Source organism: Nodosilinea sp. LEGE 07088 (genome assembly GCF_015207395.1).
Taxonomy (GTDB): Bacteria; Cyanobacteriota; Cyanobacteriia; order Phormidesmidales; family Phormidesmidaceae; genus Nodosilinea.
This window is the reverse complement of the sequence record NZ_JADEWX010000121.1, coordinates 1-19,305: the sequence shown is the minus strand read 5'-3', so window position 1 is coordinate 19,305 and position 19,305 is coordinate 1. Positions and strand designations below refer to the sequence as shown.

19 protein-coding genes, 2 pseudogenes and 2 riboswitches are annotated in these 19,305 nt (G+C 53.9%); of the genes and pseudogenes, 9 read left to right on the top strand and 12 right to left on the bottom strand.

All coding sequences use genetic code 11. From position 1 onward, the window contains the following. The 8 genes and pseudogenes from IQ254_RS21510 to IQ254_RS33795 form a co-directional block, all read right to left on the bottom strand. Positions 1 to 399: helix-turn-helix domain-containing protein (locus IQ254_RS21510; RefSeq protein WP_193968210.1), on the bottom strand; the 399-nt coding region annotated here is incomplete at its 3' end. 55 nt (positions 400 to 454) lie between these two features. Continuing rightward, positions 455 to 868 (bottom strand): annotated as a pseudogene (locus IQ254_RS21505) (Uma2 family endonuclease); the annotation flags it as partial. 237 nt (positions 869 to 1,105) lie between these two features. Next, positions 1,106 to 1,945, bottom strand: a complete 840-nt coding sequence (locus tag IQ254_RS21500; protein ID WP_193968208.1) for an ABC transporter ATP-binding protein — start codon at positions 1,943 to 1,945, stop codon at positions 1,106 to 1,108. Between the two features lie 111 nt (positions 1,946 to 2,056). Continuing rightward, the gene (locus tag IQ254_RS21495) at positions 2,057 to 4,057 is read right to left on the bottom strand and encodes a nitrate ABC transporter ATP-binding protein (RefSeq protein WP_193968207.1); all 2,001 of its coding nucleotides are present in this window, start codon (positions 4,055 to 4,057) and stop codon (positions 2,057 to 2,059) included. A 171-nt stretch (positions 4,058 to 4,228) separates the two neighbouring features. Beyond that, positions 4,229 to 5,074, bottom strand: a complete 846-nt coding sequence (gene ntrB / locus IQ254_RS21490) for a nitrate ABC transporter permease (RefSeq protein WP_193968206.1) — start codon at positions 5,072 to 5,074, stop codon at positions 4,229 to 4,231. A gap of 92 nt (positions 5,075 to 5,166) precedes the next feature. Continuing rightward, on the bottom strand, positions 5,167 to 6,486 hold the full coding sequence (locus IQ254_RS21485) for a CmpA/NrtA family ABC transporter substrate-binding protein (protein WP_193968205.1): 1,320 nt from the start codon (positions 6,484 to 6,486) through the stop codon (positions 5,167 to 5,169). Positions 6,487 to 7,067: 581 nt separating this feature from the next. Then, positions 7,068 to 7,505: a hypothetical protein gene (locus tag IQ254_RS21480; protein ID WP_193968204.1), complete on the bottom strand. Its 438-nt coding sequence runs from the start codon at positions 7,503 to 7,505 to the stop codon at positions 7,068 to 7,070. 66 nt (positions 7,506 to 7,571) lie between these two features. Next, positions 7,572 to 7,776: pseudogene (locus tag IQ254_RS33795) on the bottom strand (glutathione S-transferase family protein); the annotation flags it as partial. 150 nt (positions 7,777 to 7,926) lie between these two features. Further along, positions 7,927 to 8,022: riboswitch (TPP riboswitch) on the top strand. A gap of 215 nt (positions 8,023 to 8,237) precedes the next feature. On the opposite strand from IQ254_RS33795, the gene IQ254_RS21475 reads away from it, so the two are divergent. Both IQ254_RS21475 and IQ254_RS32640 read left to right on the top strand, forming a co-directional pair. Beyond that, positions 8,238 to 9,743: a Na+/proline symporter gene (locus IQ254_RS21475; protein WP_193968203.1), complete on the top strand. Its 1,506-nt coding sequence runs from the start codon at positions 8,238 to 8,240 to the stop codon at positions 9,741 to 9,743. 518 nt (positions 9,744 to 10,261) lie between these two features. Then, positions 10,262 to 11,143, top strand: coding sequence for a DUF1887 family CARF protein (locus IQ254_RS32640; RefSeq protein ID WP_313887522.1), 882 nt, complete (start codon positions 10,262 to 10,264; stop codon positions 11,141 to 11,143). Between the two features lie 232 nt (positions 11,144 to 11,375). Here IQ254_RS32640 and IQ254_RS32195 read toward each other — a convergent pair whose 3' ends face one another. Further along, the gene (locus IQ254_RS32195) at positions 11,376 to 11,501 is read right to left on the bottom strand and encodes a hypothetical protein (protein WP_255527022.1); all 126 of its coding nucleotides are present in this window, start codon (positions 11,499 to 11,501) and stop codon (positions 11,376 to 11,378) included. A 123-nt stretch (positions 11,502 to 11,624) separates the two neighbouring features. Here IQ254_RS32195 and IQ254_RS21465 point away from each other — a divergent pair, with 123 nt between their 5' ends. Continuing rightward, a complete protein-coding gene (locus tag IQ254_RS21465; RefSeq protein ID WP_193968201.1) occupies positions 11,625 to 11,864 on the top strand; it encodes a hypothetical protein in 240 nt (79 codons plus the stop codon). A gap of 69 nt (positions 11,865 to 11,933) precedes the next feature. Further along, positions 11,934 to 12,030: riboswitch (TPP riboswitch) on the top strand. Between the two features lie 172 nt (positions 12,031 to 12,202). Further along, entirely contained in the window at positions 12,203 to 13,573 is a 1,371-nt protein-coding gene (gene thiC, locus IQ254_RS21460; RefSeq protein ID WP_193968200.1) for a phosphomethylpyrimidine synthase, read from the top strand. 89 nt (positions 13,574 to 13,662) lie between these two features. Here the strand turns inward: thiC and IQ254_RS21455 are convergent, their stop codons facing one another. Further along, positions 13,663 to 13,977: a helix-turn-helix transcriptional regulator gene (locus tag IQ254_RS21455; protein ID WP_193968199.1), complete on the bottom strand. Its 315-nt coding sequence runs from the start codon at positions 13,975 to 13,977 to the stop codon at positions 13,663 to 13,665. 1 nt (position 13,978) lies between these two features. After that, positions 13,979 to 14,323, bottom strand: a complete 345-nt coding sequence (locus IQ254_RS21450) for a type II toxin-antitoxin system RelE/ParE family toxin (RefSeq protein ID WP_193968198.1) — start codon at positions 14,321 to 14,323, stop codon at positions 13,979 to 13,981. A gap of 158 nt (positions 14,324 to 14,481) precedes the next feature. On the opposite strand from IQ254_RS21450, the gene IQ254_RS21445 reads away from it, so the two are divergent. The 4 genes from IQ254_RS21445 (at position 14,482) to IQ254_RS21430 (ending at position 18,379) form a co-directional block, all read left to right on the top strand. Then, positions 14,482 to 15,111 carry a Uma2 family endonuclease gene (locus tag IQ254_RS21445; protein WP_193968197.1) on the top strand — a complete coding sequence of 210 codons (630 nt, stop codon included), beginning with the start codon at positions 14,482 to 14,484 and terminating at the stop codon, positions 15,109 to 15,111. 21 nt (positions 15,112 to 15,132) lie between these two features. After that, positions 15,133 to 15,582 carry a DUF29 domain-containing protein gene (locus IQ254_RS21440; protein WP_193968196.1) on the top strand — a complete coding sequence of 150 codons (450 nt, stop codon included), beginning with the start codon at positions 15,133 to 15,135 and terminating at the stop codon, positions 15,580 to 15,582. A 97-nt stretch (positions 15,583 to 15,679) separates the two neighbouring features. Continuing rightward, entirely contained in the window at positions 15,680 to 17,158 is a 1,479-nt protein-coding gene (locus IQ254_RS21435; protein ID WP_193968195.1) for a CoA-acylating methylmalonate-semialdehyde dehydrogenase, read from the top strand. Positions 17,159 to 17,281: 123 nt separating this feature from the next. Continuing rightward, positions 17,282 to 18,379, top strand: coding sequence for a hypothetical protein (locus tag IQ254_RS21430; protein WP_193968194.1), 1,098 nt, complete (start codon positions 17,282 to 17,284; stop codon positions 18,377 to 18,379). Between the two features lie 68 nt (positions 18,380 to 18,447). On the opposite strand, the gene IQ254_RS21425 is transcribed toward IQ254_RS21430, so the two are convergent. Then, on the bottom strand, positions 18,448 to 18,777 hold the full coding sequence (locus IQ254_RS21425) for a DUF4058 family protein (protein WP_313887523.1): 330 nt from the start codon (positions 18,775 to 18,777) through the stop codon (positions 18,448 to 18,450). 99 nt (positions 18,778 to 18,876) lie between these two features. On the opposite strand from IQ254_RS21425, the gene IQ254_RS21420 reads away from it, so the two are divergent. After that, a partial coding sequence (locus IQ254_RS21420; RefSeq protein ID WP_193968192.1) for an AEC family transporter occupies positions 18,877 to 19,305 on the top strand: 429 nt, incomplete at its 3' end.

Below are 19,305 nucleotides of genomic sequence, written 5' to 3'. Positions count from 1 at the left end.
CCGCACTTGACTCCCACTCAGCTTAATCCCAGTTTCCTGTTCTAAATATGTGGCCAACCTAGCTGCGGTCCAGCGACCAAATTCATATCCTAGTTCTTGAGGCTCTTTCTCAATGACCTCTAATAACAAGTTCACATATGGGTCGGTGGCCTTGTGATAGTTCCCACGCATTCGTTCATCGGTTAGGCTCGATAGGTCACTCGGATCTCCATGAGCACACCAATAGGCTACTTTCCTTAAGGAGCAACCTAGAAAGTCCGCAATCTCTTGCTGCTTTTTGCCATCATTACGTAACAGTAGAATTAGAATCCGCTCACGGATGTCGGGGTGCTCATGAAACTTAAGCTGCTTCTGCAACTCCTGTTTCTCTTCGGCGGTCAGATAGTTCTTGATTGGCATAGATACTTCGCCAAAATATGCTCTCTAATATGTAGTTTAAATGATTAACAGCTTATTCGGGAATACCCAGGTCTTGGTACTGGCCGCGTTTGGCCACGTAGTCTCGGTTTCGCTGCACCTCCCCTGGGCTAACGATCTCAACTACCAGCATTGGCGGCCCCATCGAAATCCGCAGCGTGTTGCGTCGCTTCAGCTGTTCAACCTGCTCTTCGTGGATGACCGTGAGGTCTGGGTAGCGATTCCTTGGTTCGCCACGTACCTCAATTTCTAAACCATGTCCTCTAAGGCGACGGTGACCTACGATTGGCAGCAATAGTGCAAAAAGAAAATTGGCCGTTTCAACGTTGAACCCTGACTCTGGCGGCACCTCGATCAGTTCTCCGTTGAACAACTCATAGAGGTTTTCTGTCCCATCGTCGTAGGTCAGATAATCGTCAAAGCTCTGGAACCGTTGCTTAAGCTGAACCATAGGTTTGCAGATAACCGAGGGAAAAATTGGGCTGCTGAGGACTAACCCTATTCTAGAGCCATCGCCAAAGGCAGAGCTGGAATGCTTTCCTCAGCAAGAATCTGGCCTAACCTCTAGTTCACTGGACACAGGACTTTGATCATGTCCCCTGGAACGTAAACACGCCGTAGTTCCTCTAAACAGGAACTACGGCGTGCTGCCAAGCCAAAATCGCCCAGTCGAAATCCACAATAGGGATCAGGTATCGTCGTGGGCATAGCGGTGGTAGAGGAAGTCGAGGGCTTCGTTGCGCAGCTCATAGAACCGGGGATCTTCCATGATGCGAGCCCGAGTGCGGGGGCGTTCGAAGGGCACCTGCATAATTTCGCCGATTTTGGCGGCGGGGCCATTGGTCATCATCACAATGCGATCGCTCAAAAACAGCGCCTCGTCAATGTCGTGGGTGATCATCAGCACAGTGATCTGGTGGTCTCGCCAGATCTTCAGCAGCTCTTCTTGCAGCTCTTCTCGGGTGATGGGGTCGAGCGCGCCAAAGGGTTCGTCGAGAATCAGCACCTTTGGGCGTAGGGCCAGGGCGCGGGCAATGCACACCCGCTGTTTCATGCCGCCAGAGAGGGCACCGGGCTTTTTGTTGGCCACATCGGCTAGGCCCACCATCTCCAGGTGTTCCATGACGATGTGCTTTTTCGCCGCCTCAGGCTTGTTAGGAAAGACCGAGTTAACGCCCAGGTAGATATTTTCGTAGGCCGTCAGCCAGGGCAGCAGCGAGTAGTTTTGAAACACCACCATGCGATCGGGGCCAGGCTCACGGATAGGCACCGTTTCCAACCGCACCTCGCCCTCGGTGGGTTGACGAAACCCGGCCACCATATCGAGCATGGTCGATTTGCCGCAGCCCGAGTGGCCAATAACGCAGACAAATTCCCCTTCATTGACCGCCAGGTCAATACCGTCGAGCACGACAAAGTCGCCGTTGAGGGTGGGGTAGACCTTCGAAAGGTTATCAATCAGCAGGAAGGGTTCCTGAGTGGCAGGCATAGTGGACTGAGGTTGGGTACGGGTGTTTAAGGTTTGCATGGGGCGTAGGGTCGCAGATACGGAACAGGGGGAGACCAAATTTTCTGTATTCACCAGGCCCGTAGCGAGAAGGGGTTAGCAACGCCTTCCCCTACTAGGAGGGTATTAGAATTACACAGCTGCCATTGCATCCATAGGCACTTCTTCGATACGAATGTCGCGCTTGATGGCAAATTGATCCAGATATTTCAAGGGCTCATCGGGGTCAAAGACGACGCCATCAAAGAGCTGGGTAGTGTGGCGATCGCGGCCAATATCGATCAGCCCTAGCTGGCGAGCCGCTTCACCAAAGATATCGGGACGGGTCACGCGCTCAGCCACAGCCAGCCAGTTGCGAGGGAAGGGGGTAACGCCCCAGCGAGCCATTTGGGTCATCAACCACACCACCTCAGCCACATCGGGGCAGTTAGCCTTGCCGGTGTAGAACTGAATGTAGTTGGGGACTGCGACGGGTTCGCTGCCATCGCCCCGGTCGTAGGGGTCAATAAAGCCCTGGCGAATGTAGGCCTCATCCGCCCCAACGTACTCAGGGCGGGCCAGCAGGTTGGCAATTTCTTCGCGGTTGCGGCGATCGTCGCAGTACTCACAGGCTTCGAGCAGGGCCTTGACCAGCGCTACGTGGGTCTTGGGATACTGGTTAGCCCAGGCCTCGGTGACGCCCAGCACTTTTTCAATGTGGCCAGACCAGATGTCGTTGTCGATCGCCATGACCACGCCGACGTCCTCCTGCACCGCCCGCACGTTCCAGGGTTCACCGACGCAGTAGCCGTCGATAGAGCCCGCCTTCAGGGTTGAGACCATCTGGGCCGGGGGAATCATGGTGACGCTGACATCGCGATCGGGGTCGATGCCGCCTGAGGCCAACCAGTAGCGCAGCAGCAGGTTGTGCATGGAGGTGGGGTGCACCGCCGCCAGGGTATGCACCTGGTCGGGGCGGCGATCGAGGGAAGCCTTGAAATCGGCCAGCGATCGCACCCCCTGGTCAAACAGACGCTTGCCAAAGGTAATGGCATTGCCATTGCGGCTGAGGGTGAGCGCACTCACCATGGGCATGGGCCGCTGGTTGCCGTAGCCCAACGTAATGCCCAGGGGCATGCCCGCCACCATCATGGCGGCATCGAGGCGTTTGCTGGTAACGCCCTCGGCGATCGCATTCCAGCTGGGTTCGCGGTTAAGGGTAACCTGGCTCAGGCCATTGGCCTCAAACAGCCCTTTCTCTTTGGCCACCACCAGCGGCGCACAGTCGATCAAGGGAATAAAGCCCAGCTCGAGGTTGACCTTCTCCAGGCCGTTGGCCGCCACCGCCGCCGCTGGCTTGGCCTTTTGTATCTTGACCCGCTTCTGCTGATTGAGGAAATAGACAATCTCGTTGCGCAGGCTGTAGTAGTTGGGGTGCTTGACCACCTCCATGCGCTCGCGGGGGCGAGGGAAGGGGACATCGACGATTTGGCCCACATGGGCCTCGGGGCCGTTGGTCATCAGCACGATGCGATCGCTCAGCAGCAGCGCCTCATCTACATCGTGGGTAACCATGATGCAGGTGACTTCGTTCTCCTGACAGATTTTCATCAACTGCTCTTGCAGACCACCACGGGTGAGGGCATCTAGCGCCCCAAAGGGCTCGTCGAGCAGCAGTAGCTTAGGGCGAATGGCGAGGGCGCGGGCGATCGCCACCCGCTGCTTCATGCCGCCGGAGATTTGCCCAGGGCGCTTATAGGCGGCCTTTTGCAGCCCCACCATGTCGATGTGGTGGTCAATCATGCGATCGCGCACCGGCTTGGGATGCTTTTGCATCACCCGGTCTACCGCTAGCGCAATGTTTTCACGCACCGTCAGCCAGGGCAGCAGCGAGTAATTTTGAAACACCACCATGCGATCGGGGCCGGGGTCAGTCACCTGCCTGCCCTCCAGCACAATGCCGCCAGCGCTGGGCTGATCGAGCCCCGAGAGAATATTGAGCAGGGTCGATTTGCCGCAGCCCGAGTGACCCACCAGCGAGACAAATTCGCCCTTGTGAATCTGCAAGTCGATGTTTTTGAGCGCAATATACTCGCCCCCATCGGGCAGCTTAAAGACGCGATCGACGTGGTCAACTTCTACAAATACAGCCATGGTGTGCAAGGGATGAAGGTGCAGGTCGAGCCGGAAATTCTAGTAAAGGTAGGGTGGGCACCGCCCACCAAAAACCCTTCAAGCAAAATTACAGGGTGAGAACAACGAGCTATGGGAGTCAGTAGAACATCATCCTGCAAGCCGCAGAGGAAGATGGGGGCAGTACCCGCTCTACTGCTTTTGTTCTTCAGGCAGTACCAGAGTGCCAACAAAGACAATTAGACGGTCGAGGAGCAAGCCTACAATCCCGACATAGATAATGGCAATGATGATGTCGCTGATGCGCGAGCTGTTCCAGGCATCCCAGATAAAGAAGCCAATGCCCACGCCGCCAATCAACATTTCCGCCGCCACAATCGCTAACCACGACAAGCCAATGCCGATGCGTAGACCAGTAAAGATGTAAGGCACCGTTGCCGGGAACAAGATTTTGAAAAAGTACTGAGACTTAGACAACCGCAACACCCGCGCGACGTTCGTATAGTCTTGGGGAATTTGTCGCACCCCTTCGGTGGTGTTAATGATAATAGGCCAGATCGCCGTAATGAAAATCACGAAAATAGCAGACGGGTTGGCCTGCTGCAAAGCGGCCAGCGAAATCGGTAGCCAAGCCAAGGGCGGTACCGTTCGCAAAATCTGAAACAGCGGATCGAGGGCACTATACATTAATGAACTGGTGCCAACCAAAATCCCCAGACCGACACCCGTGATCGCTGCTAGGGTAAAGCCGATTGCCACCCGCTGTAAGCTGCTCAGTACCTGCCAAAACAGGCCCTTATCGGTGCCGCCATTGTCAAAAAACGGGTTAATAATGAGTTCCCAGGTATCTTGAACCGTGCGGACGGGGCTAGGCAGGTTGGCATCTGGCCCCATGGTCAACAGTTGCCAAACAATCAAAAAGATCAAGATGGCTACCGTAGGTGGAATCAACCTTTTTAACCTGGTTCCAACCTGACCAACGAACCGTTGAAAATTAAAGGGCGATCGCGCTGGGCGAATATCAAGAGGTGCTGTCATGGACGTTGGATCTCCAGAGCGTGCAGCAGAGCAAACAAGAATCACGAACGAAGGCTTTACCCCTCCTGGTGGAGGGGATGAGAAACACGAGTCTATACCCGCTTAATTTTGAGACTAGCGAGATAGGCTTGAGGATCTTCAGGGTCAAAGGTGACCCCATCAAAGAAGGTCTCCACGCCGCGAGAAGTGCTCTTGGGAATCATGTCTTCTTGACCCAGTGCGGTGGCTGCCTCGCGCCAGAGATCTTCGCGGTTGACCGCATCGACCGTAGCCTGAATATCAGTGTCGGGAGGCAGATAGCCCCAGCGGATGTTCTCGGTTAGGAACCAGGTATCGTGGCTCTTGAAGGGGTAAGAGGCATTGTCGGCCCAATATTTCTGCATCAGGTCGGGCAACTCTTCGACCCGACCCAGACCAAAGTCGTACTTACCCTGGGCGCGATCGATAATGTCCTCAAAGGGCACATTAAACCAGGCCCGTTCCGACAGAATCTGGCACATTTCTTCTTTGTTCTCGGGCTGACTGCACCAAATTTGGCCTTCCATTGTGCCCATCAGCAGCGCCTTGGCGGCCTTAGGGTTAGCATCGACCCAGTCGGCCCGCATCCCCAGCGCTTTCTCGGGGTGGTCTTTCCAGAGCTGGCCTGTGGTCAGAGCATTGTAGCCCACATCCTGATTCACCGTTTGCAGGGGCCAGGGCTCACCCACGCAGAACGCATCCATGTTGCCGACCTTAACGTTGGCTACCATCTGGGGCGGGGGCACCACAATAGTGGAAACATCTTGGTCGGGATCAATGCCGCCTGCGGCCATCCAGTAGCGAATCCACAGATCGTGAGTACCACCCGGGAAGGTCATAGCTGACTTGAGCTCGTTTCCGGCAGCTTTACGGGCCGCAAAGGCCTCCTTCAGCGGAGCGCTATCAATCCCAATTTGGAGATCGGCGTAGTCATTGGAAAGACAAATCCCTTGGCCGTTGACATTCAGGCGAGCCAAAATGTACATCGGCACTTTGTTGCCGTCAGTGACGGTACCCATGGAGATCAGATAGGGCATAGGAGTAAGAATGTGTGCCCCGTCAATACCGCCACCGCCAGAACCCAGCACCAGATTGTCGCGGGTGGTGCCCCAGGACGCCTGCTTTTCCACCGACACATCGGTCATGCCGTACTTGTCGTAAAAGCCTTTAACCTTGGCGATAATCAGCGGTGCTGAGTCGGTGAGCGCAATGAAACCGAGCTTGGCTGTGGTGGTTTCAGGAGCATCGGCGGGGTCAACTGCGACCTCGGTCGTTTCTTCTGACGAGGCGACCGGGTCGGTAGATTGAGATTGACCACAGGCGTGAAGAAACACGGTTCCGGCAGCAGCAGTACCGGTGGTCAGCAAAAATTTACGGCGATTTAATCGAGTCATATTGCACTCACTCCAGAGTTATAAATGCGAAAAGGATGTATCTGAAATTTTGGTCTACTGTCGCTTCAACGATTTATCGAGGATGTCAAACACGCATAAAACACATGACCCTGCTAATGCCAAAATTTGACTTGCCATGGAATCAGAAATTACCTCAACAAACTGTGGTGATGCTAGTAGAATCCATCAGGTCAATTAGGAACAACCAACAAATTTTGAGCTTGAAATCGTCCAAAATAGTACAAACTTCAGCACAGCATGGCAACAAGAAGTAGCTTTTAGCTGGTTAGACCATACCAGGAAAGCAACATTCAGAGCTGGCAGAACTACCACTCTTCTATTCTTAATCGACTCAGATGCCAAATATTTTTGCGTCTCCGCATAACGGCATATGACGTTAAACTATTCAAACTCTCAAACGCGTTTTGTATTGTTAGTTACGGTTTGCAACAGGTAATCCTCTTATTGCATTCTACTCATGTAGGTTTTGCATAGTGCTCAAGATCAAGCCCGCCAAGTCTCACAGCCCGGGGCGATCGCCCCGGGCTGTGAGATAAATCGCTTCGGAGAAATTATTTCCCCTAGAGAAACTTGCCGGCCATGCCAATCAGCCCGGCCATTTGCCCCAGGTCAACTTCGCCGGAGAGCACCTTTTGCAGCAGCCCACCGCCCTGGGAGTTGGATCCCTTGACCAAAAACTGGGCAATCATCGGGGTAACGCTCTTGACCATGGCTGGGTCGACCCCAACCCGCTGGGCGATCGCACCTACCTGTTCCGAGGCCAGCAGTTGCTCGACCGCGCCCGTGGTCGCCACCGATTGCAGCACGCCCATGAGCGAGCCCGCGTTCCCCTGGCCTTTGGCTTGCAGCACGCCCTGGAGGTTGCTGGCAATGTCGCCAATCTTGTTGTTATCAACCGGGGCGTTGTTAAGCGCGCCCATTAACGAGCCCATCAGGTCGCCGCTGGCATCGATATCACTCGCGGCGATCGCCTGATTGACCATGCCCATCAGATCCATACTTTCACCCTTACAATCATGTCTCGCTTAGGCTAAACCGTTTGGCCAACGACAGCAAGATATTCGCTATACCTCGACCAGGCTAAAACGCTCAGTGCGATCAGTGGGCGCATCAAAATCAATCACCGGCCCCGCTGGCACAATTTGGTGAGGGGTTCACGCCGGGGTGGCTCATGTAATAGTGGCGCTTGATGTGCTCCATATTGCAGGTGGCCTTAAAGGCGGGCTGTTGATACAAACCGCGCAGGTAGCCCCACAGGTTGGGATAGTTTCAATCTGAGCCTACCGCCTCTACAGAGCACCGCCCTCTGGCGAGAGAAAGAACCCTGGGTAAAACCGCATTCCAATCACCTTTTAGGTTCAACCATCGGTGAGGAACCATACCTAAATTGCATTCGCGACTAACACCAGTGGTAGGATGCTATGAAGCTAGGGGTGTCCGAGCAATCGGGCTGAGATCATACCCTCAGAACCTGACCTGGTTAATGCCAGCGGAGGAAAGCGTTGCTTGAGGTCACGTACCGAAACGACGAGCGGATAGTTGTTCTGGAGCTGTTCCCAGATCATTTAGCGGGTGTCAGCGACAGGCTGGTGCTCACTCGCTATAGCTCTCTAGTTCTCGATTTCACCCGACCTCACCCGACCTCACCTGTAAACGTGTTCTGCGAGTCTTCTGTTCTCTAAGGCAGCCGCCTCTAGCAAACACCCAACCACAACGAGGTGAGTTGTGACATGACGCTAAGTGCAACGGCGATCGCCGTCACTCTGATTACCGTGGCCAGCTTTACGCTGATTGGCCTGCTCCAGGCCAGCCGCCACGCCATTTCCCTGGAAGACTACATGGTCAGCCGCAACCGGGTCGGCACCCCGATGGCGCTGGCCACCATTGTCGCCTCGGCCATGGGCGCGTGGATTTTGTTTAGCCCGCCCGAGGTTGGTGCCACCAGCGGCATTGCAGGCATTGTCGGCTACTGCATCGGGCAGGCGACGCCAGCGGCGCTGTTCGCCTTTTTGGGCACGCGGATGCGGTTTCTGATGCCCAAGGGCCACTCTTTAAACGAGTACGTACTGCACCGCTTTGGCCAGGCCATGTACCGGCTGACGCTGGGGATTGTAGTGTTTTACATGTTTGTGTACCTGGCGGCGGAGTTGACCGCGATCGCAAAAGCGGTCGAACTCATGGCAGGCGTCCCCCTCTGGCTCACGGCTCTACTGGTAATCACCGCCGTTTTTATCTACACCCTGGTGGGCGGCCTGGAAGCGACGATTTTTACCGATGCGATTCAGTTTGCGGTGATTATGCCGCTGCTGCTGCTGAGCTTTGGTATTGCAGTATTTGCCCTGGGGGGTTGGGGGAATGCGATCGCGCCCGTATCCCAAGCCGCCCCCGAACTGCTGACCCTGGCGAACGGCCCCGGCATCAAGTTTGGGGCCACGCTGGTAATCGCGGTGATCGCCGCCGAGATGTTTAACCAGACCAACTGGCAGCGCATCTACGCCTGCAAGACCGATCAGGTGGTGCGGCGATCGTTTTTGGGATCGTTTGTGCTGATTTTGCCGATGCTGTTCATCGCTGGGCTGCTGGGCATTTTGGCGATGAACTTTGGCTTCAACGACGATCGCGCCTTTTTCTCGCTGATCCAGGCCCTGGCGCTGCCGGGCTGGGTGAGCATTGCGGTACTGGTGCTGGTGCTGGCCCTGGTGATGAGCAGCCTGGACTCGCTGCTGAACGGCATCGCCAGCGTGTTTACCACCGACCTGCTGCGGATTTTTCCCGAGAAATCCACCGGCGGCATTCTCAAGATCACCCGACTGCTGACGGTGGTGGTGGGAATTCCGGCGATCGCGATCGCCTCGCGGGGCTACAACGTGCTGTACCTGTTTTTGCTGGCCGATCTGGTCTGCGCCGGAGCGCTGTTTCCGGTGCTGTTTGGGCTGTATTCCAGAAGGCTGACAGGGACGATGGCGTTTTGGAGCGCGATCGCATCCATAGCTGCCGGTGCCCTGTTCTTCCCCCGGCCCGACTTTAGCCCCTGGAATGGTCTGCCCTTTGCGGGCGATCTGCTGGTCAGCTTTGCCGCCCCGATTGTGGTGTCGATAGCGCTCTGCCTGGGCTGGATACAGCTGATGGCCAGCCAGGGCAAGACGGAGGCGTTTGACTTTGGCATTCTCAGCCGCGACATCCGCGCCTATGGCGAGGGAGAGGTGTTGCCTATAGAAGGGTTGCCCGATAGATAGCGCTTGGAAGGTGGCGGGGCTAAATCTATCCGCCACAACACAACTCTATCTGAAATGTTTGAAGTCCCTTGTTTTTCTGACTGGGTTCAAGCAGTCAAAATGACTGAGGTAATACCCAAGACAGGTGCTGGATAATCCCTGAATCCGGGGTATCATCCAGCACTTTTGGCGAATAGTGGGCAGTGTTCAGATTTTTGTGTAAGTTTCCGCAGACAAATTAGGTTAGACTCCTGAAAACCTTGCGGGATAGGCATCCTACTTGTTCAAGCCAGACAGGCGAGACGCCTATCCCCAGAACAGCCTGAATACTCCCAGATATTCAGCCCAACGATCTCGTACGTACAAAACTCTACAGATAATAAAATTAATACAATAAAAAATGACAATGAGCATCAGGTGATACTATGGCAATCTTTCGATGTAAAACGTGTAGTCATCTTCGGGAAGTCCCGAATACCTATATTGGGAAATTAGTGAATTGCCCCCGATGTAAAAAGGTTAACCAGATCCATGGCACCGTGGAATTTATCGAGAAAGTGATTGAGAGATATCTCCTGCAATACAAGGAATTGCAGGGCTTGCGGCAGCAACTTGCTCCTTTAAATCCCTCTGCTTCATTACCAGCAGAGCAACAGCCACTTGTAGATATCGATATTTATAATACGACAGCGATGGCTAGTAGCCAACAATATAAACCAATTCTGACGTGGTTTCAGGAACGCCAAATCCAGCTTAATGTCAATCATCAGGCCATTGATACAACTGGCTTTTTCGACGAAGTGGCCATGCAGTTAGGCGATAATCATGAAACACTTCAATTAGTGAGTGACCAAATCAAATATATCCAACAGAAAGGATATACTAACGCCACCATTCGCCTCTCAAAGAAGAGTCAAAAAGATATCAAGCTTATTACACAGTTCTGCAAAGAACTTTACAATTACTCATTTGTGGCAAAATATTTTTATCAGAAGCAAGAAAAGATTATTAGACTGACACTTCAAACAGCCCCAACAATCACAGCTTTTTTTAATGGTGCATGGATGGAATGGTATGTTTTTATGAAGCTGTTAGAATTCGTTCGCGAACAACAGCTTCCTGTGGCATGTTTGCGAAGCCTTTCTGTGACATTTTCTAATGAAGACACACATGAGCTTGATGTCTTTTTTCTCGTCAATAACCGTATTCCTATCTGCATTGAATGCAAAACAGGTGAGTTTCGACAGCATATTGATAAATACTCAACAATGCGGAAGCGATTGAAGCTTGAGAAAACACAATTTCTGCTCTGTGTCATCGGCTTAAGTGAAGAACAAACGCAGGGATTGAGCAGCATGTATGACGTGACATTTGTCAACGAAAAGAACTTCCTTAAACATGTTGAGCACCTACTTGTATAAAATGATAAAAGTTTTTTTTGCTGGCAGAAGACAGTTTTATCGATTCGATATTTCGGCCTGTGTTGGCCTAAACCCCGCTTGACAAGCTGCATGTAGCCAAATTGTTGATTCTACATTCTCGACAATTAGACTGGCCGCATTATTTATATAATTGCATGTACACTCGTAATTCCGTAATCGGCTAATGCAAAGCGTTAGATAAGACTGAACACCTAGGTCTTGTTAATAGCTACTAGGCCGCCGGTTGAAAGACCGTATCGTTGGCGATCGCTACCGTATCACCAGTTTGCTTAATCACAAACAACCCCTGCTGATAGGCATAGCGGTCTACCTCCGCGTCGATCTCAATCCCCGCCACTGCCCCGCGAATCTGATGCCTCGTGTAGTCCAGGAAATGCCTGTCGAAACTGCCCGAGATGAGATCAAACGCTGATTCGCTACGATAGACGTACCTTCACTAGCTCAATCTTTTAGGCATGCCATGACTACTGTGCCGCTCACTGACCCGATTACCGTAGAGATTACGCCGCTGCCCCGTGCAGCACTAGATGAGCTATATCACTTTCTGCAATATTTGCAATTTAAGTACGGGGCAGATTTAGAGCCTACCCTGGAGGCGATCGAGGACGAAATAGATGACTTTGACGCCGACGTAGCCCTACAAGAATCAGGAGACATTTCGCTAAGCCGTCTCAAGCAAGAGCTTGGGTTATTAAGGTAGGGCATCGGCGCGACATCTATGAAGAACCTTAGCTGTTCTGCATTGATCCTGAGCATCAGTGGTAGGGTTTTAGCAAGCTAGGGGTGTCCGATTGCATCGGACTGAGATCATACCCTCAGAACCTGACCTGGTTAATACCAGCGGAGGAAAGCGTTGCTTGCGGTAACCAGCCGAACCGACGAGTATATTCGCGCTCTAGAGCTATTTCCAGAGCATTGGGTAAAGTTTCAGCAGATGGCTGAGGTTTGCCTGCGATCGCTCCCTACTCGGCTTTACCCATCCAAACCACCCGACGTCCGATTCAGGCCAGACCTCTAGCGCCACACCAGAGGTAAACCATGAGAACTGAATGGATTGCTAAACGCCAGGGCCACACCAACGTGTCCCAAATGCACTACGCTCGCCAGGGCCTGATCACCGAAGAGATGGCCTACGTGGCCCAGCGGGAGAACCTGCCGGAAGAGCTGATCCGCGATGAAGTGGCGCGGGGCCAGATGATCATCCCCGCCAACATCAACCACCCCAACCTGGAGCCGATGGCGATCGGCATTGCGTCGAAGTGCAAGGTCAACGCCAACATCGGCGCGTCGCCCAACTCGTCAGACATCAACGAAGAGGTGGCCAAGCTGCACCTGGCGGTGAAGTACGGGGCCGACACCCTGATGGATCTCTCCACGGGGGGCGGTGACCTGGATGCCATTCGCACCGCCATCATCAACGCCTCCACCATCCCGATCGGCACTGTGCCCGTCTACCAGGCGCTGGAGAGCGTCCACGGCACCATCGAGAACCTGACTGCCGATGACTTTTTGCACATCATTGAGAAGCACGCCCAGCAGGGAGTCGATTACCAGACCATCCACGCCGGGATTTTGATCGAGCATTTGCCCTTGGTGCGCGATCGCATTACCGGCATCGTCTCGCGCGGCGGCGGCATTCTGGCCCGCTGGATGCTGCACCACCACCAGCAAAACCCGCTCTACACCCACTTCAACGACATCATCGAAATCTTCAAGCGCTACGACGTATCGTTCAGTTTGGGGGATTCCCTGCGCCCCGGCTGCCTGCACGACGCCACCGATGCCGCCCAGATGGCGGAGCTTAAAACCCTGGGGGAACTCACCCGCCAGGCCTGGGAGCACGACGTCCAGGTCATGGTGGAAGGCCCCGGCCATGTGCCCATGGATCAGATCGACTACAACGTCAAAAAGCAAATGGAAGAATGCGCCGAAGCGCCCTTCTACGTGCTCGGTCCCCTGGTGACGGACATTGCCGCTGGCTATGACCACATCAGCTCCGCCATCGGGGCGGCCCTGGCGGGCTGGAGCGGGGCGGCGATGCTCTGCTACGTGACGCCCAAAGAGCACCTGGGCTTGCCCAATGCTGAGGATGTGCGGGCCGGGCTGATCGCTTACAAGATTGCCGCCCATGCGGCGGATATTGCTAGGCACAGACTGGGGGCGCGCGATCGCGACGATGCCATGTCCCACGCCCGCTACAACTTCGACTGGAATAAGCAGTTCGAGCTGTCGCTAGACCCCGAACGGGCGAAGGAATACCACGACGAAACCCTGCCCGCCGACATCTACAAAACCGCTGAGTTTTGCTCGATGTGTGGCCCCAAGTTCTGCCCCATGCAGACCAAGGTGGATGCCGACGCCCTGACTGAGCTAGAGAAGTTCTTAGCGAAGGAAAAGGCCACGGTTTAGATCTGTGATTTGAGAAATCCAGATCCATAATCAAACCCCCCGTAGGGGCGTAGCATGCTACGCCCCTACGCCTGGGACAGATCGAATCACTAATTGACTTGAGCAATGACCTGCCCAATATCGTGAGGGGTCAACCCGGTCGCCAGCATAGCCCGCATCAACAGTTCAATCGAAACCGAAGCATCGCCATTTTCAGCTTTAGCAATTCGGGGTTGGCTGGAATGTAATTTATTGGCAAGTTCTGCTTGAGTCATGGCCACTTGCCGTCGCTCTTTGAGACAGCGGCTAAGGGCAAGTTTAATTTCAATGACCACAGCCTCTTCAGGAGTAAGGTCGAGGAATTCCGACACTGTCCCTACTTTCCAGCCTTTGTCTTCTAGACTTTTGCGTTTAGCGTCTTCCATATCATTGACCTCCTAAATCCTGGTCGTATTTACGTAGCCGCTTTTTGCACGTATCAATTACGCTGGTTGGCGTTGCTTGAGTCGTCTTTTGAAACACCTCAAGAATTAAAATCGCGTCTTCATCAATGCGATAAACAATGCGCCAGTTTTTCGATGCACTCCGAATGCGTAGTTCATGACACCGATTGCCAATGCTGGGCATCGGTCTGGAATGGGGGAGTCCTAAGTTTTCTCCCCGCTGCAGCCGCCTCAATAAAAACCCCGCCTCTAAACGGGCTTCCTGGCTGAAAGGAGGGGTTTTAACTTCTCCATGTAGCCAGACTAAAGGTTTATCGATCTGCTCCATGGGTTGTTTATATCATATCTGATATATTTCTGATAGAGGTGACCAATGCCTACTGCATCCTGTATAACAATTGCCTTTCCCTGGGTGGACTAAGCATCTGCCCTATTTCCCATTGTCGATTTGATAGGCTGTAGGCATTAATTGGGCTACGTTGACCTATGACCCTCGCTGTTAACCCACCCATCCAGCAAAAGCCCCTCAGCGTCGACGAATTTCTTGCTCGCTACGGTGACGACAACCGCTACGAACTGATCGATGGGGAGGTCTTTGACTTGGAACCCACTGGCCCCCATGAGCAAGTCGCGGCGTTTATTACCGCAAAGCTCTGTGTCCAAATCGACCAGGCCAGCGCACCCTGGTTTGTGCTGCAGCGAGGGCTGTTGCGTCCTGCTGGTACAAGGATGACGGCCTTTCGTCCCGATGTTGCCGTGGTCAATCGCGATGAACTCAGCCAAGAATCGCTTTGGGCCGATCAGTCGATTTTGACGCTGGGTAGCTCACTGAAGTTTGTCGCCGAGGTGGTGAGCGGCAACTGGCAAAACGACTACGCCCGCAAGGTTGAAGACTACGCAGTCTTAGGCATTCCCGAATATTGGATTGCCGACTACGCCGGATTGGGGGGCACTCGGCACATCGGCAAACCCAAACGCCCTACCCTCTCAATCTGCACCCTGGTGGATGGTGAGTACGAGATTCAGCCGCTGTGGGGCAACCAACCCATCATTTCGCCGACCTTTCCAGAGCTAGACCTGACCGCAGCACAGGTTTTAAATGCAGGACGGTTATGACCCCACGATCGAGTGTTTCCTATGCAAACGACCACACTCTATGACCAAGACTTTTATGGCTGGACTCAGCGCCAGGTCGATCTCTTGCGCGCTGGTCGATGGGAAGAGCTCGATATTGAAAACCTGGTTGAGGAAATTGAGTCATTGGGCAGACAGGAACGCCAGGAGCTTCGCAATCGGCTGGGAATATTGCTCGGGCATTTGCTCAAGTGGCACTATCAGCCCGAAGCCCGAACCAAAAGCTGGGCAGCCACTATTCAAGAGCAACGTCGGAGAATTCAGCGTCACTTGAGAGAGAATCCTAGCCTGAGGCCCTATCTGGCTGAGGCGATCGCCATTGGCTACGAAGATGGCCTAGATTTGGTCAACCGCGAAACGCCCCTCGACCCCAAACAGCTGCCGCAAGCCTGTCCCTTTTCGGAAGCAGACATCTTTGAGCAACCTATCGACTGGCCGCCGCCCACCGCTTAATCAGCATGGGAACCGCTACTCCACCTTGGCCAGGAGAAAGTTATGGACCAAACCAGCGCCTATGATGCTTAGTGAAAAGTAATCACGGCACAAGGGCATGGCGCAATCGGGGATTCTGAAGAACTACATCAACGGCCAGTGGGTCGCCTCTACGGCAGGGGATGTGCTCGCGGTGGATAACCCGGCCACCGGAGAGGTGCTGGGTCAGGTGCCCGTTTCCCCGAAAGATGAAGTCGATCAGGCCGCTCAGGCCGCCGCGATCGCCTTCGCAGACTGGCGGCGCGTGCCCCCACCCCAGCGTGTACAGCCCCTATTTAAGCTCAAGAACCTGCTGGAAACCCACCGGGCCGAGCTAGCCCAGATCATCACCCAGGAGTGCGGTAAAACCCTGGCAGAATCTCAGGGGGAACTGCAGCGGGCGATCGAGAACGTGGAGGTGGCCTGCGGCATGCCGATGATGATGCAGGGCACGGTGCTGGAGGATATCGCCAGCGGCATTGATGAGTTTATGATTCGCCAACCGCTGGGGGTGGCGGCGGCGATCGCGCCCTTCAACTTCCCCGCCATGATTCCCTTCTGGTTTATGCCCTACGCCCTGGCCTGCGGCAACACCTATATTGTGAAACCCTCCGAAAAAGTGCCCCTGACCATGCAGCGCATCTTCGAGCTGCTGGATGCGGCGGGCTTTTCCCCCGGTGTGGTGAACCTGGTGCATGGGGCCAAGGAAACCGTCGATGCGATTCTGGAACACCCTACCATTCGGGCGATTAGCTTTGTGGGCTCATCCCCAGTTGCTAAGTACATCTACGCCCAGGCGGCGGCCCACGGCAAGCGGGTGCAGTGCCAGGGCGGGGCTAAGAACCCAGTGATCGTGCTGCCCGATGCCGATCGCGACATGACCACCCGCATTGTCGCCGATAGCGCCTTTGGCTGTGCCGGTCAGCGCTGCCTGGCTGCATCCCTGGCGGTGACCGTGGGGGAAGCCGGGGAGTGGTTTACCGATGCGATCGCTCACACCGCCGCCACTCGTACCGTCGGCAATGGCCTGGACTCCAATGTGCAGATGGGGCCGGTGATCACCGCCCAGAGCCAGCAGCGCATCGAGCACCTGATTCAAACCGGGGCCGACGAGGGGGCGACGGTGCTGGTGGATGGTCGCCATGCCCAGATTCCCGACCTGGAGGCAGGTAACTTCGTCAAACCTACGGTGCTGCAAAACGTGCCCCCCAGCGGCGAAATTGCCCACACCGAAATCTTTGGCCCGGTGCTGGGCCTGATGCCCGTGGAGACGATCGAAGCTGCGATCGCCCTGGTCAACCAGAGCCCCTGGGGCAACATGGCCTGCCTGTTTACCAACAGCGGGGCCGCCGCCCGCCAGTTTCGCTACGAGGCCACCGCAGGCAACATCGGCATCAACATCGGCGTAGCGGCACCGATGGCGTTCTTCCCCTTCAGCGGCTGGAAAGACAGCTTCTTTGGCGACCTGCACGGCCAGGGGGCCCACGCGGTGGAGTTTTTCACCCAAACCAAGGTGGTGGTGGAGCGCTGGCCGCAGGAATGGAGCCGTCAGTTTTGAGGGAAGAGGCGTACAGACACCATTCACTGTCGGGCCTGCTTAGCCCCTAACGCAGCAGTTTATTGAAAGGCTGAGGGAATACTGAAGAGTGGCTTGTACAATCCAATTTATAGGAACCGGGTTATGGTTGGAACATCTGTATATGCTACTTTTTATATCCCTCAGAAAATCGCGGAAGGGCTAGCAAATGGCACGCTAGAGCGGATCGGAGGTGTTGTCAGAGAAGTTGGTAGCAAGAGAATTGTCGCGTGGTTGCGTGAGATTCCAGACGCTTCAAATAAGATTCAAAAAATTATTCACATCAACACAGCAATTAGTGTATTGACTCTCGGCACTACTGTTGCTGGATTTGCAGTAATTCACCAGCGGCTAGATAGTATTGAAGCTTGCCTTAAAGACATGCAGGAAACTCTAAATGAAATTGATCAAAAGCTTGATCTAAGTTTCTATGCCCAATTCAGAGCAGCTTTAGACATGGCAGCAAAAGCCTTCAAAATGAGCGATACGAAGAATCGAAAACCTCTTGCTTTCCAGGTGATCCAAAGTTTTGCTCAATCAGAGCATATTTATACGAAATATTTAGACCAAGAACTACAGCTTCAGGGACGAGCTGTGCATGAATATCTCTCAATGCTTGCATTAATCTATTTGACAGAGACTCGCTGTTATCTCGAATTAGGCGAATATTTGTCGGCAATGGAGCGGCTTAAGGAAGGTTATTCTAGACTCCAAAACTATACTAGATTGTATATAGAGATGTTATTAACCTCCAATCCTGCCGCTTATATTTCACCTTTTCTTAAGACCGAGATATCCCTGTCGCGCCTGACTCAGATCTATCGATGGCTAGATCCTGGCATGGGGGAATCTGATGTTTTTGAAAAGCTTAGATCAAATCTCTTTCAGTGGCATGCTGATGCCAGTGTGTTGACTGGATTTCGTTGGCTAAAAGAACTTCCTCCGGCTATTCTAATCAAAGCTGATTTTGAAAAGAAGGGATATTTCCATCGATCAGGGCAAGTGGAACAGGCTTTAGCTTGTCTACCAAAGGTAATGGAAAAAATGGAATCGGCTATTGAAACCTGTAATCGTCTCAAAGGGTATCAAACAGAAGTACAGGCAATGGAAAATTTTGGGATATCTTTTCAAGAATGGTTAAGTTTGCAGCCAAAAGAAGAACAGCCAGAGAATGCCCAGATGGTATATATTCTCGCAGCCTAGCTAAGCCTACTGTTGAGCAATCCCGGCCAGAGATACAGGATTTACTCTATGACTCCCTGCGACATCAATCACTCTTTTGTCCAGGCGGCATCGGCTGCGCTGAGAGGCGGAACCGGGTCTTGGCGGTAGTCGATCGCCAAATCATGGCTGGCGCGATGGTCAATGGCCGGCTCCAAAGGGCCATCGTAGGCGCCATTAACTAAGTCTCGAAGATCAATCCAAATCGCCGGATCGCCCGGTTGGAGAGGAACTAGAAAGGATGGAATTGGATCACTTAGATTAAACCCATACAGATCAGCTAAAGGCCGCTGCTCTGCCCGATTGACCACAATGCGGTAGAGGCTGGTAGCCGCAGCGTTGCGCAAGGGTAACGGGCCAAAGGCGCGAATCAGGTCAATTCCAATGCGATCGCTCCTTGTCTATATCAACGTTGCCCCATAGTGCCCTCGAAACCGTCACCATGTCATAGACGGTGATGCGAAGATGGCCACGGGTCTATGGAAATCTTGATTGCGGCGATACTGCCCATTGCCCTGGTGGCGGCGGTGGGGTTTGGGGTGGGGCGCAAGTTTGACCTCGACATGCCAACCCTGGCCCGGGTGAATATCTACGCCCTGCTGCCCGCGCTGGTGTTGAGCAGTCTGGCCGAGACCACCCTGGGGTGGGGCAGTGCCCTAGCCATTGTCGTCACCTTTTTTCTCAATACGGCGCTGCTGTACGTGCTAGCGGTGGGGTTGGCCCGCCACCTAGCGTTTTCCCTCGACGAGCAAAAGAGCCTGATCGCCACCACCCTGTTCTCTAACGTGGGCAATATGGGGCTGCCGTTTATTCTCTTTGCCCTGGGGGAGGCGGGGCTAGAGCGGGCGGTGGTGTATCTGGTCGGCTCTAGCGTGATGATTGCCAGCGTCTTCCCGATTGTGCTGAAG

Excerpts from the sequence above, each read along its gene's own strand:
- IQ254_RS21440 (WP_193968196.1), top strand. The coding sequence starts at position 15,133 with ATGCAAACGACCACACTCTATGACCAAGACTTTTATGGCTGGACTCAG.
- IQ254_RS21455 (WP_193968199.1), bottom strand. The coding sequence starts at position 13,977 with ATGGAAGACGCTAAACGCAAAAGTCTAGAAGACAAAGGCTGGAAAGTA.
- IQ254_RS21480 (WP_193968204.1), bottom strand. The coding sequence starts at position 7,505 with ATGGATCTGATGGGCATGGTCAATCAGGCGATCGCCGCGAGTGATATC.
- IQ254_RS21475 (WP_193968203.1), top strand. The coding sequence starts at position 8,238 with ATGACGCTAAGTGCAACGGCGATCGCCGTCACTCTGATTACCGTGGCC.
- IQ254_RS21430 (WP_193968194.1), top strand. The coding sequence starts at position 17,282 with ATGGTTGGAACATCTGTATATGCTACTTTTTATATCCCTCAGAAAATC.
- IQ254_RS21450 (WP_193968198.1), bottom strand. The coding sequence starts at position 14,323 with ATGGAGCAGATCGATAAACCTTTAGTCTGGCTACATGGAGAAGTTAAA.
- IQ254_RS21485 (WP_193968205.1), bottom strand. The coding sequence starts at position 6,486 with ATGACTCGATTAAATCGCCGTAAATTTTTGCTGACCACCGGTACTGCT.
- ntrB (WP_193968206.1), bottom strand. The coding sequence starts at position 5,074 with ATGACAGCACCTCTTGATATTCGCCCAGCGCGATCGCCCTTTAATTTT.
- IQ254_RS21495 (WP_193968207.1), bottom strand. The coding sequence starts at position 4,057 with ATGGCTGTATTTGTAGAAGTTGACCACGTCGATCGCGTCTTTAAGCTG.
- IQ254_RS21435 (WP_193968195.1), top strand. The coding sequence starts at position 15,680 with ATGGCGCAATCGGGGATTCTGAAGAACTACATCAACGGCCAGTGGGTC.
- IQ254_RS21465 (WP_193968201.1), top strand. The coding sequence starts at position 11,625 with ATGACTACTGTGCCGCTCACTGACCCGATTACCGTAGAGATTACGCCG.
- thiC (WP_193968200.1), top strand. The coding sequence starts at position 12,203 with ATGAGAACTGAATGGATTGCTAAACGCCAGGGCCACACCAACGTGTCC.
- IQ254_RS21500 (WP_193968208.1), bottom strand. The coding sequence starts at position 1,945 with ATGCAAACCTTAAACACCCGTACCCAACCTCAGTCCACTATGCCTGCC.
- IQ254_RS21445 (WP_193968197.1), top strand. The coding sequence starts at position 14,482 with ATGACCCTCGCTGTTAACCCACCCATCCAGCAAAAGCCCCTCAGCGTC.